Below are 13,265 nucleotides of genomic sequence, written 5' to 3'. Positions count from 1 at the left end.
ATCACTTTTGACTTATGGATATAGGCGATTGATGATATATTTCCTTTTGAGATAACTTAAGATGTTCAGAAAATTCTACCGCTAAAGCGCGGGTAAATTCTTGAGCGCCTTGGTGATTTAAATGCCTACTATCAGATCGGCGATTGACTTCATATAAATTAGTGAAAGCATTAGGATTGTTAAAAGCAAATAAATTAGAAATATACCCTTTTTTGTAAGCTTTTGTGATAGCAGAATTATCAAAATCAGTATTTAATACTGGAGGAATAAAGAAAATTGGTTCAATTTTAGTTTTAATTATTTCTTGTTGATTCTTAATTCTATAGTCTATATTTGTAAGCATTCTAATTGCATGGGAATTAAGAGGATATGTATATTTACCTCGAAGAAGATATCCTGATTTTGATTCCTTTAGTTGCTGTTGATAATTATCTAAATTTGACATAAAAAGTTCTCTCCATTTTTCATTATTCTCCAACCAATCCATTGAATAATATCCAGCTTCCTGTATTAATTTTTCAGGAGAGATTCCTTTTGGTAATACTTCAGATTTTTCAGATTTTTGCTGCCAAAAATTAGAAAAATAACCAATTCCTAGCCATCGATACAAAAAACTTACTGAGTTTGCATAAAAACCACTGAATTTATCTTTCAAAGTAGATGTTGATTCAATGATTAATTGAAAATTCTCTATTGTTTTTAGAGGAGTATGCCAGTAAACATTTTTAGTCGAAGTCGGTGCTTCCTCCATGAAAAAGTCTACTAAGCAGTCTAAAAATATCCATTTTAAGTTGGCTGGTTTTAAAGCTAAAATCTTTTGTAAATAGAAATCAATTTCAGCGACATTGGCCGCCATGATTCCAAAGTTGAAAGACTTGATACTGTTACCGTTTTCTGCCATTTTTTCATCAAATATCTTAGGGATAACTCCTTGGTATGTGGTACTTGGCCCTAAAAAAATAGCATCATAGTCATCTTTGTGTTTAGCAAAATATTCAAATTTAGTAGTGATGTCACCAAGATTTTCAGGAATATTAGAAGCAGGTGAAACCCTATTTAGTAAACCAGCACTGGAAATCAAGGCAAGGATAAAAATTATGCTATAAAAAAACATAATTATTGGTTTTAGTATGGTTTTTTCCCAAGTATTTACATTCATTATCAGTTATTTTGAGGTAAAGTCTTTATTTTTTACTCAGGCAGAGCGCAGAGAAAATTAAGTTTGATTTTTTGAGGAAATTAGAATTGATGTATTATTGTTATTTCTTTGAGTGTAAAACTCACTCGTCAAAATGGGTGGATATTTTGCAGTTTCATTTGCCTGTAAAGAACTTTCAGGACAGGCAATTTCGGCATCATTATTAGGAGAGGCAAAAAAAGCGAAGGAGTATCTTGGTTGGATATCTTGGGATGAAGATGGTATTGCAACTTGGTGTTTTGTGGCATAAACTTTATCGTTAGTCCATCGTTGCAAAATTTCTCCTGCCATCACGACAACTGTATCAGGAATTAGAGGAACTGGAACTCGCTCTCCAGTTTTGGTAAAAATTTCTAACCCTTCTATCTCATGCTGAAAGACATAAGTGATAGTATTTCCATCTGTATGTTCTCCCAGGCGAATATTTTGGTTTTTTTGAGGTTCAGATGCACCAGGATAGTGATGTAATCCCATAGCATGATTTTGTTCAGAATGTAACTCGACAAAATAGGATTCTGGCAGTTTCAAAGCAATAGCTAAGGCTTCAAGAACTTTCAGGGTACTTGTGTGGCAAGCTGCGAAAAATTGCAACATCGTTTCCCGAAACTCTGGCTGATTTTGTAGCCATTGATTCGCTTGGTGAAAAGGATGATCTAGTTTATTCAATTCCTCTGGGTTCATTTCTCTCCCAAAGTAAAATTGTTCGCTGAGTATGCTTGACATCCCCATCTGGATATATCCTCGGTGACACTTTTCTGTTAAATCTATCTGTTTTTTGTCTTCTAACGGCAGTGCAAAAAAATGCTTGGCTTGAGCAAATGCTTGAGCAATCAGAGTTGCGCTTATCTGATGATTTTTCAAGTAGAAACATCCCACCTCCTCTAAAGCACTGGCGATTTGAGCAGCAACGGCTTCCTTGACATGGGTATCACTAGTAATAAATGAATGAAAGTCAATGAGCGGAATTTGTGTTGAAACGATAGATTCTTTTGGAAGTTCGTTGATTGAGATCATCATTAAAAAGTTCTAAAAATGAGGTATGAATCAGGATTTATAAACCTAGCACTGCTAAGTCTCTACATTTTTTTTTGGAGATGATTATTTTTCGGATGTATAGCTTCCTGTTGGGACTTGATTCATATATTCATGGGTGCAAATTGGTGGATAGTTGGGTATTGCGTTTGCCTTGACGCAATTTTCTAAGCAAGTAATTTTGGCATCGTAATCAGGAGACTCAAAATAGATAATTGAGTACCTGGGATTACTAGGAAATTTGGAAGGTAGGGGAACTCGATGTTTGGTAGCGGGAAACTTATCGTTTGTCCATCGCTGCATTAAATCTGCAAGAATGACTAACACTTTGCCAGGGACGAAGGGGGCTGCAATCCACTCTCCAGCATCGTTGCAAACTTCTAGCCCTGCTGTCTCATCTTGAAATATTAAGGTGATACTGCCGTAATCTGTATGTTCAGCAAACCGCATCTCTCCGGGAGAGGGGGGTTGTTGTAGAGATGGATAGTGATTTATGGAGGTGTTGAAGTTGCGTTCTAGATGGAAATCGGTGAAGTAAGACTCTGGTAGTTTTAAGGCGATCGCCATTGCTTGTAAAATACTAAAAGACGCATCACGACAATTTGTAAAAAATTCTAGCAGCAGTTGGCGAAACTCTTTTTGGTTTTCAGGCCATCGATTCGGTTCACCAAACCCTTGGGGAGTTACACCCGCTTCATGGATTGCAACGTCTAAACCAAAATTGAATGCTTCCAGTAATACTCGCTCTTTACCACGAGCGACATAGCCTCGACTAGTTCCTGGAGCAAGTTTTACTTGATTTTTCTCCTCTTGTGGTGATGCGAAAAAACTCTCTGCTTGAGCAAATACTTGATCGACTAAGGTCTGAGGTACACAATTTTCCAGGTAAAAACAGCCAATTTCTTGAATAGCGCCCGAAATGCGATCGGCAACTGCTTGTTTGGCAACAATATCACCGACTATAAATGGATGGAAATCAATGACCGGAATCGGTGTGGAAACTTGGCGCTCTTGGCGGCTTGGCGGTTCGCTAATTTTCATAATAAAACTGGTATTAATTATTAATAGGATTGGTTTTCAAGTCATAAACATTCCAAAATGTTCCTTGTAAAGCAGAGTGTTTTACCCCCTGAATACGATTTCGCATAGACACCATTGATAATGAATTTACTAGATAAATAAACGGTAAATATTCCTGACTCAGCCTTTGAGTTTCTGCATAAATTTGTTTACGTTGTGCTTCATTTGCTGCTGTACCTTGAATGTAGAGATCATCAATCTTTTGTTCCCAATCTGCTACCTGCTGTCCACTAATCGGTATTTGTCCGGCTTGGGGTTGGCGGTTGAAAAAATGCCAGTTCCCTTTAGTAGACCAAATATTTACTGCTTCGTTGGGTTCTACCGTCATTGGGAAACCATCAATAATCTGACAATCCCAATCCAGACGATTTGCTAATTTGTCTACAACCAATCCCACTCCAATCAAATTCAAATCTACCTGAATTCCTATCTGGCTCAAATCGTCTTGAATTAAAGGAGCCATGTTTTGCAACACCTTATTACCAACATTAGCGGTGAGCGTAAACCGGACTCGATTCCCATTACTATCAAATAACTCACCTTGATTGTTGTATCGAAAACCTGCTTTGAGAAGTAATGTTTTTGCCTTCTCTTGGTTATAGTTGTAGACTGGTAAACCTGCTTGCTGAGAAAGATAGTAAGGACTCTGCACGGCTATGGGTGAATTTTGTAGCGCTCCTACCCCTGCAAATAGGTTGTTGACCATCCGCGGCCGATTGATGCTATAAGCAACGGCTTGGCGGAATGCTACTGTATTGAACCAGCGAGATTTAATCGGATTAACTAAAGGCTGACCATTTCTTAGTCCTGTATTCAAATTAAACATCATCGCTGTGGTTCCTGTTTGAGAACCACCGTTATAAATTGTGAATTTCCCCCTTTTTTCTTCTCGCTTCAATAATGAAAAATAGTTAGGATTTACGTCAATAAAATCAAGTCCTCCAGAACGAAATTGAATTAATGCCGTATCATTATTGCTAACCGTATTTATAACAATACGATCGATATAGGGTTGAGTATGACTTTGAGGATCTTTACGCCAGTAATAGGGATTTTTGCGAAAGGTTATCCGCTCACCTGTAATATATGATTCCAATTTATAAGCACCGTTGCTAACAATTTGGTTGGGTGGAGTATTTGTTCCCCAGGTTGAGAGAAATAGCAGTCTACCTGCTGAGTCTTTTGTGGTGATGCTGGAGCGCAGAATGTGAGCAGGTAAAATTTCTAGTTTTGTTGTGCGAACAAAGGGCGCAAAAGGTTCTGGAAGAGTAAATTCAACACTCAAATTATCCAATTTTTCCACTTTAGGAAAACTGCGTGTTTTACCTATTTGTAAAAAATCTTTGGCATAGGAAGGAATGGCAGGATTCGTATAAATATCTTTATAAGTAAACACCACATCATCAGCAGTTAGCGGTTTACCATCTGACCATTTCAGTCCTTTCCTTAATTTAAAAATAATTCGCTTTTGGTCTTCAGAAATCTCCCACGATCGCGCTAATGCTGGTTTAATTTCTCCTCGACCATTTTCACGAATTAGTCCTTCATAGAGGAAAGTCAAAATTCCGACTCCCTGCTCCATCAACTGAGGGTTAAAGGTGTTGGGTTCGACAGAACTACTAAGAATAATTTGAGAGTTGTTTACTGGTTTGGCAAGCAGATGAGTTTGGAAACAACTAACTACAACAATTGCGAGCATTCCCAGGATAAATCCTAGTAAAATTGGCAATTGCCGTCGGCGGATAGCAGTAAATTTCATCAATCTTTCCATAGTTGTGTCCCCAGAAACTTCATTTACTTACCCTACATGGCGCTGTATCCCCCATCTACCATCAAAATTGCCCCCGTGACATAAGAAGCTGCTTCAGACGCGAGAAATATCACTGGGCCGATGAGTTCCTCTGGTTTTCCGCGTCGCTGCATGGGAATCACAGCACTTAGATGTTGCCGATCATCTTGTGGCGATCGCCGAAATGTTTCAGTACCTTCCATAATGTTGTCTATATAGCCAGGAGCAAAAGCATTAACTCGAATCTGATGATTTGCCCATTCCAGTGCTAGCGATCGCACTAGTAAATTTACCCCTCCTTTTGATGCTGTATAAGCCGCCGAACCACTGATTCCCACTACACCGCCGATTGAAGAGTTCATAATAATTGAGCCGCCTGTCCCTTGTTCGATCATGTGTCGAGCCGCCAGTTGAGCGCAGTGGAAGTATCCTTTGAGATTGATGTTAATGATGTTATCCCACTCTAATTCTTCTAAGTCAGCCGCCGATTTGATGATGTCAATGCCGGCATTACACACCATAATGTCAAGCCTGTGATAGTGCGCCACGGTTTGCTCAATCAGGCGTAAACAATCTTGGCGATTTCTGACATCGGTAGGAATTGCGATCGCTTCGCCTCCAGCCTCCTGAATTATTTGTGCGGTTTTTTCTGCTTCGGTTGCTTTGATATCAGCAATTACAACCTTTGTGCCTACAGATGCTAATCCTTGAGCTATGGATTTGCCGATACCTCTTGCAGATCCGGTGATAATGGCGACTTTTCCTGTTAGGTCAAAAAGGGAGGGTTTCACGGTTTTTTGTTGAGTGTTAAAATGGAATGATACGAACCACAGAGGCGCGACACTGAGGAAAGAGATTGAGAGAGGATTAATTATCGATATTCTGTTGGGTTATGTAGTTACTCCTTTTCTCTGCGTTCTCTGTGTCTCTGCGGTTCGTTTTATTAAATTTTGGATAGTTTGTGCCTGCTGGACAATGGTAGATTTTTCAAATAGGGAAACTAAGGGTAGCTCTATTTGCCAAGCTTTCTCTAATTTGTATGTAAGTTGTAGAACTAGTGCAGAATGTCCTCCAAGGTCAAAGAAGTTATCTTGTGTACTGATATGTTCTAACCCTAAAACTTCTTGCCAAATAGCTAATATGGTTTCTTCAATAGAGTTACTGGGTTCAGTAAATTTATTCTGAAAGTTATTCGCTATTGGTAATTTGTTATTTTGAATTGGTAAATTTTCCCCTTCATTTAAAAAGGGAAGTTCACTAAGGCGTTGCTCAGGATTAGTAACTAGATATTCAAGTAAATTTTGAAAGACTGTTACCATTCTGGCGATGCTAGCAGGTGTAAACAAATCGGTTCTGTAGACTAAAGCGCCTTCAATTCCCTCTGTTGTTTCTTGGAGCGTCAAATTCAAATCAAACTCGGCTGTGTCTTTGGTATCTGTGGCAATAAATTCCTCCTTTAAAGTCAAATTTGCTAGTTTTAAATCATCTTCTGGAGTGTTTTGGAAAACAAACATCACCTGCGCTAGTAGTGTATAACTAGAGTCTCTGACTGGTTGCACTTGTTCTACTAGTTTGATGAAAGGCATTTCCTGATGTGCATACACTCCTAAAGCCACTTCTCGCACCCGCCGCAATAGTTCGCGGAAGGTGGGATTGTCTTCTAAGTTGGTGCAGAATGGCAGTAAATGGACAAAGAAACCAATCAGTCCTTCTGTCTCGGGACAGGTACGATTGGCAACTGTTGTACTCACAATGATGTCTGGTTGTCCTGTGTAGCAGAAAAGTAATGTTTTGAGTGCTGCTAACAAGGTCATAAATAAGGTTACGCCTTCCTGTTGACTCAAGGTTTTGAGTGCTTTGGTTAAGTCTGAAGAAATCACCAATGGATGACGCGCACCTGTGAAGGTTCGCACGGCTGGGCGTGGATAATCGGTTGGTAGTTTTAAAATTGGAGGATTAACACCTAGATGTTGTTTCCAGAATTGCATCTGTGATTCTAAGGTTTGTCCCTGCAATAATTGTCTTTGCCAATGTGCAAAGTCTGCATATTGAATGGGTAACTCTTTCAGGGGGAATTGCTTACTCTGAGAAAAAGCTTCGTAAAGGGTTGCCATTTCTTGGGTTAACACACTAAAAGACCAACCATCAGCAACAATATGGTGGGTAGTGACAACAAGTAAATGCTCGGTTTCACTCAAACGCCAAAGTTTACTCCGTAATAACGGCCCCTGCGCCAAATCGAAAGGCTGCTTAATCTCTTTCTCGGCTTGTCGTTTCGCTTCCGATATATCTTGTACGTCTATGACAACAAAATCAAATACAGGTTCAGAGGAAATTGCATAAACTACTTGTCCGTTTTCCACCTTAAAGGTACTTCGGAAGGTTTCATGTCGGCGGACAATTTCTCTTAAACTCTGCTCTAACGCCTTTACATCTAGCGAACCCGTCACGCGATAAACTAGCGGCAGGTTGTAAACAGGATTGCCGGGATAGAATTGCTCGAAAAACCAAAACTCTAGCTGAGTTAAGGAGATTGCTAGTACTCCGTCACAGGTTCGCACGGCTTTAAATGGTATGATATCCGGCGAAAGTTCTTGCTTAGTTGCTGTCTCGACTGTTCTAGCTAAAGTTGCGATCGCTGGAGATTCAAATAAACTTCGCAGAGGTAATTCTACCTTAAATGCTTTGCGTGTCAGAGAGATAACCTGAGTAGCAAGTAATGAATGTCCTCCTAAATTAAAGAAGTTGTCATAAATTCCAACTTGTTCTAACCCCAAAACATCCCTCCAAATACCCGCCAAAATTTCTTCGGTTGGTGTGCGCGGTGCAACAAAAGTTTGAGCTAATTCTGGTCGCCTGGTTGTTGGTTCTGGTAAAGTGCGACGGTTAACTTTACCGTTGGAAGTCAGGGGAAACGATTCCATCTGTACAAAAGCCGATGGAATCATGTAGTCTGGCAACTGGTCTTGAAGAAAAGTACGCAACTGTTCGATGGTGAGAGTCTGTCCTTGAATTGGTACAAAGTAAGCGACTAAATATTTTTCCCTAGCACTTTGCCCAAACACCTTAGCCACTGCTTGGTTAATTTGGGTATGTTTGCTCAAAACCGCTTCAACTTCGCCAAGTTCAACCCGAAAACCCCGAACTTTTACTAAATCGTCTATGCGTCCCAAAAATTTAATGTTGCCATCGCTGAGGTAACGTGCCAAATCTCCAGTCTTATACAGTCGATTCTCTCCTGCTTCAAAAACCTCACCCCCTGCCCCTCTCCTTAGCAAGGAGAGGGGTGTCCGATAGGACGGGGTGAGGTTTTTAAACGGATTTGGGACAAATTTTTGCTCTGTCAAATCTGGGCGGTTGAGGTAGCCACGAGCCAAACCATCACCACTAACGTAGAGTTCCCCAGGAACGCCAATCGGCACGGGTTGGAGATTGCGATCTAATAGATAAACTTGCACGTTGACGGCAGGTTTACCAATTGGGGGATAAATTGGCCATTCTTCTGGTTGGTCGCCAAATGTATATGATGTAACTAAATCTGCTTCTGTTGGCCCGTATAAATTGTAGAGTCTGCAATTCTCCAAACGCCCAAACAGCTTAATCATTGGTTGAGTAATTTGGAGTTGTTCGCCACAAGCGATCGCTTCTCTAATGTTCTGAAATAGATGTTCTTCGTCTCCGTATATTTCTGCTAATTGTTGCCAGAGGGTAACAGGAAGGAAAACCTTGGCAATTGGTTCTTGAGCAAGTAACTGAATTAATTTATCTAAATCTTTGCGATCGCCTTCGCCAATCATATATAGTGTGCCACCCAAACCCCATGCCGCAAACATTTCGTGATAGCTGACATCAAAGCTGAGGGAAGCAAACTGAAGCACACCCACACCTGTAGCCATCTTCGCTTGATGGTGTTCTATTAAATTGGTTAGCGATCTATGGGGGACAAGAGTACCTTTAGGAATTCCTGTAGACCCAGAAGTATAAATTACATACGCTAAATTATGTGCTTCTGCATCTGTCTGAAGATTTATATCAGATTCTTTGGCGATCGCATCCCATCCTTCATCCACCAAAATCACTTGGGGACTGAGGACTGGGGACTGGGTACTGGGTAACGGATCAGAATCCCTCACCAAATTTTCCTGATTCCTAGTCCCTAATCCCCATTCCCCAATCCCTTTTAAACTAGCTTGAGTTAAAACAACGCTTGCACCAGTATCCGCTAGCATAAATGCTAACCGTTCTTGAGGATAGGTAGGGTCAAGGGGAACGCAAGCACCGCCAGCTTTCAGGGTTGCTAATATAGCAACTGCTGCTTCTAAAGAACGTTCCAGACAAATCCCCACAGGTGCATCTGGCTTGACACCCAACCGTTGCAGATGATGAGCTAGTTGATTAGCGCGTTGATTTAACTGTTGGTAGGTCAAATGTTGATTGTCATACACCACCGCCACAGATTCGGGTGTTTTTTCAACGTGCTGCTCAAATAATTGATGGATGCAATCATGGATGGGATTAGCGGCTTGAGTAGCATTCCATTCGACTAACAGTAAATCTTGTTCTGTTTGTGTAAGTAGCGGAAGTTCGCCAGCACTACGATGAGAATTAGTAGTAATTCCCTGCAACAGCACGAGTAAATGACCAATCATGCGGTCAATGGTATCTGCGTCAAAGCGATCGCGATCGTAGTTGATTTTGATTACCAGTTCATCACCGGGAATAGCCACCACCGTTAAAGGATAATTCGTTTCTCCGAGGGCTTGGCGATCGCCTATTCTCAAATTTCCTGGAAGCGCTTGCAGTGTTGCGTTGACAGGGTAGTTTTCAAACACCACAATGCTTTCAAACAAAGGTTGATTCCTCGGAATCTCACTCACACCTTGAATATCTACCAGTGAGGTGTACGAATACTGCTCTCGTTCTATATGCTCTTGTTGCAATTGCACTAGCCAAGGCAATAAATCAGCTGTTTCAGGGATTTTTATCCGTACAGGTAGGGTATTAATAAACAATCCCACTATCGACTCTACACCAGATAAGTTATGAGGACGACCGGACACTGTAGCCCCAAATACTACATCAGACTCACCACTGTAGCGACTCAGCAACAATGCCCAAGCTGCCTGTACCAAGGTAGAAAGGGTGAGATGATGTTGTTGGGCAAAAGATTTTAAAGTAGCAGTTGCCTCGGCTGATAGATGTTGGTGTCGAATATAACTGGTTTGCTGGTGAGCAATCTGCCCTACTGCTTGTTCTACAACCAAAGGGGTAACAGCAGTAAAACCCTCAAGAGTTCGCCGCCAAAATTCCTCAGCACTAGATAAGTCTAGCTGCTGCAACCAATTAATGTAGTCTCGGTAAGAGCGAGTTGGAGCTAAATATAATGGTTGATTGTTATTTATAGAATCGTAAAAAGCAAAGATTTCTTTGAAGATAATCGGCCAACTCCAACCATCAAGCAATATATGATGAAAGCTCCAAATAAAATGATAAGTTTCGTCTGCTAACTGAAATAAAACAAACCGCATCAACGGAGCTTTGTCAAGTTCAAAACTTTGCTCTTTATCTGTGTTTAAGAAAGAAATAATTTGTGTTTGCTGTTCCTCAGTTGAGAGCAAACGCAAGTCTCTGTTAATCCAAGGTAAATTAACCTGTTTACGCACTACTTGGACTGGCTGTTTGCGGTTCTTCCAAACAAAAAGTGTCCGTAAAGCCCCGTGTCTCTGTACTACTTGTTGCCAAGCTTGCTCAAACGCACTCTTGTTTAAATCTCCATGAATAGTAAAGCGGAACTGCTCAAAATATATTCTTGATTCTGGCTGATAGAGCGTATGAAATAGCATCCCCTGCTGCATTGGCGAAAGGGGATAGATGGCTTCGATATCTTTAGTTTTATTTTGATTTTGTATGGCTACCATTGTTATACTTTTTATAAAATATATAATTTTTAATTAACCGCAGAGGCGCAGAGAACGCAGAGAGAGAAATGCAATTAAATTACTTAAAAAGCTGCCGTAGATAATCCGCCATCAACTGAAATAGTTACACCTGTGATATAACTAGCGCATTCTGAACTTAAAAAAGCAACTAAATTGGCAACTTCACCAGAAAGACCACGACGACCTATAGGAATCGTATTATCTATTCTTTCTATAATCGCCTGAATATTTCGGTTTTCCTTTTGGGCGAATACTTCTAAATATTCTCTATGCCTTGGAGTATCAATCAGACCAGGATTGACGCAGTTAACTAAAACATTCCACTTAGCAACTTCTGTGGCAACAGTTTTAGTAAAGTTGATTAATGCAGCATTGCTCACTCCCGATTTAACAAGACGACTAGAAGGTTCTTTTCCTGATGTGCCAACAATATTGATAATGCGCCCCCATTGCTGATTTTTCATTGTCGGTAGCACCAGATTCGTCATGCGAATATAGCCCATTAACTTGCCTTCAAAAACAGTTAACCAATCTTCATCAGATAGATTTTCTACTGCTTCATTAGAAAATGTAGCCCCCTGAGAATTATTGACCAAGATATCAATTTTGCCAAATTCGGTGATAGCTTCTTGTACTAATTTTTGAGAATCACTTGGGTTTTGAACATCAGCAAGAATGGGGATAACTTTTGCTTGGGAACTAACCAAACCTTGATAAGCTTGTTCTAAACGCTCAGAATTTCTCCCACAAATTATTAACTGACAACCTTCTGCTGCCAGCTTTTGGGCAACGCTATAACCAATACCAGCACTTGCTCCTGTCACTAAAGCTACTTTCTGTGTTAATCCTAAATCCATGATGAATATTCCTTTAGGAAGCAGTGAGCGATCGCGCAGTTATTTTATTAAAAGAAGCTTTTTGGTAAGATAAATGAGAGCGAGGTCGAATCAAAATTTCAACCAAAGAAACTGCTTCATCAGAGGAATTATATCCTCCATAAAAGACATCAGATGGAGCATAATAAATACTACCATACTCTAGTTCCTGGTGTTCATCTTCCACAGACATCATCAACTGACCATTCAGGATTATTCCCATTTGTTCGCTAGTAGATTGTTCCATTGGGATAATTCCTCTTGGCGGAATTTCGGTAATCACAATCTCAAACCAAGAAGCAACAATAGATTGGCATGAGAAACCAGTAATTTCATCTTTTTTAGGCGATACCCTGAGAAACACTTCGTCAGTTTTTTCTGATGGTAAGGAAGTTACAATCCGTTTTACATCGAATACTATTGCTGTTTCTGGAAAAATATTTACAGAACCGTGAGGAACATAAGCATTGGCAATGTAAGCTTGTTGCATTGGCTCAACAATTTCTTTGGTTCCGTTGACGTTCATTTCTAAACGCCCGGAAATTATCATCCCCATCTGACTTTCTAGATGTTCGTGTAGTGCAAAAGTAGCTCCAGGAGCAAGATACACTAGTTGAACAAGTGTGTCTTGACATTCATAAGCTATTAATTCTACATCTGAACCAATTTTTGTAGTTTTAGGAGTTGGGAAAAATTTAGACATGACTTTCTGCTAATTTTTTATAAAAAATTGACCAACTCATAGGGATTTTCCCATAAGTAGAAATAAACTCCAAATCATAAGCGTCAACAGCATTTTTATTAGTAATAGCTAGAGTAGCTAAACCTTTTTGTACTTGAATTGCCGCATCGCTAGTAGAAGGAGACAAATCAACCTGAATTTCTGATAGGTCTTGGGAGTCTGGTAAGAGTCTCGACAATAAAGGTAAAGGCGCAGGATGGGTAACAAGTCTAGCTCCTTTAAAAACTACCTCTGTGTTTTTCTTCTTAGCCAATCCATAAACTGGAGTAGGATAGATAAAAATGAAGCCTAAATCGAAACTTGGCTCCATATAAAACTCATTAATCATTTGGTAAGCATGAGGAACTAGAGCTAGATCAATCTTGTCTTGCAGCAAAGCTTCTTTGACATCTGGAAAGCCATCAAATAACTGAATTTCTCCAGTTAATTCTTCTGACTCTAATTGTTTGACTATATAGCTAGAAGCATAGTCACTACTAGTACCACTAGGCCCCAATGTACCGATAATCAAACTTTTTGCAGCAGGAATAGGAGGTCTAAATTCAATCGAAAACTTTAGCATAGTTTTAACAAAGTCGGATAGGATAAAAAAGAAAGTTAAAATTACTAA

9 protein-coding genes are annotated in these 13,265 nt (G+C 40.0%); all 9 read right to left on the bottom strand.

What is annotated here, in order from left to right; genetic code table 11:
• Nucleotide 1 precedes the first annotated feature (1 nt).
• Entirely contained in the window at nucleotides 2-1,159 is a 1,158-nt protein-coding gene (locus V7K55_RS24885; RefSeq protein ID WP_334835601.1) for a hypothetical protein, read from the bottom strand.
• 57 nt (nucleotides 1,160-1,216) lie between these two features.
• Entirely contained in the window at nucleotides 1,217-2,215 is a 999-nt protein-coding gene (locus tag V7K55_RS24880; RefSeq protein WP_334835600.1) for an isopenicillin N synthase family dioxygenase, read from the bottom strand.
• A gap of 81 nt (nucleotides 2,216-2,296) precedes the next feature.
• The gene (locus V7K55_RS24875; RefSeq protein WP_334835597.1) at nucleotides 2,297-3,271 is read right to left on the bottom strand and encodes an isopenicillin N synthase family dioxygenase; all 975 of its coding nucleotides are present in this window, start codon (nucleotides 3,269-3,271) and stop codon (nucleotides 2,297-2,299) included.
• A 13-nt stretch (nucleotides 3,272-3,284) separates the two neighbouring features.
• Nucleotides 3,285-5,069: an ABC transporter substrate-binding protein gene (locus tag V7K55_RS24870; RefSeq protein WP_334835596.1), complete on the bottom strand. Its 1,785-nt coding sequence runs from the start codon at nucleotides 5,067-5,069 to the stop codon at nucleotides 3,285-3,287.
• A 44-nt stretch (nucleotides 5,070-5,113) separates the two neighbouring features.
• Nucleotides 5,114-5,890 carry an SDR family NAD(P)-dependent oxidoreductase gene (locus tag V7K55_RS24865; protein ID WP_334835593.1) on the bottom strand — a complete coding sequence of 259 codons (777 nt, stop codon included), beginning with the start codon at nucleotides 5,888-5,890 and terminating at the stop codon, nucleotides 5,114-5,116.
• Nucleotides 5,891-5,989: 99 nt separating this feature from the next.
• Entirely contained in the window at nucleotides 5,990-11,017 is a 5,028-nt protein-coding gene (locus V7K55_RS24860) for an amino acid adenylation domain-containing protein (protein WP_334835591.1), read from the bottom strand.
• Nucleotides 11,018-11,100: 83 nt separating this feature from the next.
• On the bottom strand, nucleotides 11,101-11,895 hold the full coding sequence (locus V7K55_RS24855; protein WP_334835589.1) for an SDR family oxidoreductase: 795 nt from the start codon (nucleotides 11,893-11,895) through the stop codon (nucleotides 11,101-11,103).
• 13 nt (nucleotides 11,896-11,908) lie between these two features.
• The gene (locus V7K55_RS24850; protein WP_334835587.1) at nucleotides 11,909-12,616 is read right to left on the bottom strand and encodes a cupin domain-containing protein; all 708 of its coding nucleotides are present in this window, start codon (nucleotides 12,614-12,616) and stop codon (nucleotides 11,909-11,911) included.
• Complete coding sequence (locus V7K55_RS24845) at nucleotides 12,609-13,217, bottom strand: LysR family transcriptional regulator (protein ID WP_334835585.1); 609 nt, start codon at nucleotides 13,215-13,217, stop codon at nucleotides 12,609-12,611. Before V7K55_RS24845 ends, V7K55_RS24850 begins: the two co-directional genes overlap by 8 nt.
• Between the last annotated feature and the right edge of the window lie 48 nt (nucleotides 13,218-13,265).

This window comes from Nostoc sp. (assembly GCF_036919895.1).
Taxonomy (GTDB): Bacteria; Cyanobacteriota; Cyanobacteriia; order Cyanobacteriales; family Nostocaceae; genus Nostoc.
This window is presented reverse-complemented; position numbering and strand designations above follow the sequence as displayed.

Excerpts from the sequence above, each read along its gene's own strand:
- V7K55_RS24885 (WP_334835601.1), bottom strand. The coding sequence starts at position 1,159 with ATGAATGTAAATACTTGGGAAAAAACCATACTAAAACCAATAATTATG.
- V7K55_RS24880 (WP_334835600.1), bottom strand. The coding sequence starts at position 2,215 with ATGATGATCTCAATCAACGAACTTCCAAAAGAATCTATCGTTTCAACA.
- V7K55_RS24875 (WP_334835597.1), bottom strand. The coding sequence starts at position 3,271 with ATGAAAATTAGCGAACCGCCAAGCCGCCAAGAGCGCCAAGTTTCCACA.
- V7K55_RS24870 (WP_334835596.1), bottom strand. The coding sequence starts at position 5,069 with ATGAAATTTACTGCTATCCGCCGACGGCAATTGCCAATTTTACTAGGA.
- V7K55_RS24860 (WP_334835591.1), bottom strand. The coding sequence starts at position 11,017 with ATGGTAGCCATACAAAATCAAAATAAAACTAAAGATATCGAAGCCATC.
- V7K55_RS24855 (WP_334835589.1), bottom strand. The coding sequence starts at position 11,895 with ATGGATTTAGGATTAACACAGAAAGTAGCTTTAGTGACAGGAGCAAGT.
- V7K55_RS24850 (WP_334835587.1), bottom strand. The coding sequence starts at position 12,616 with ATGTCTAAATTTTTCCCAACTCCTAAAACTACAAAAATTGGTTCAGAT.
- V7K55_RS24845 (WP_334835585.1), bottom strand. The coding sequence starts at position 13,217 with ATGCTAAAGTTTTCGATTGAATTTAGACCTCCTATTCCTGCTGCAAAA.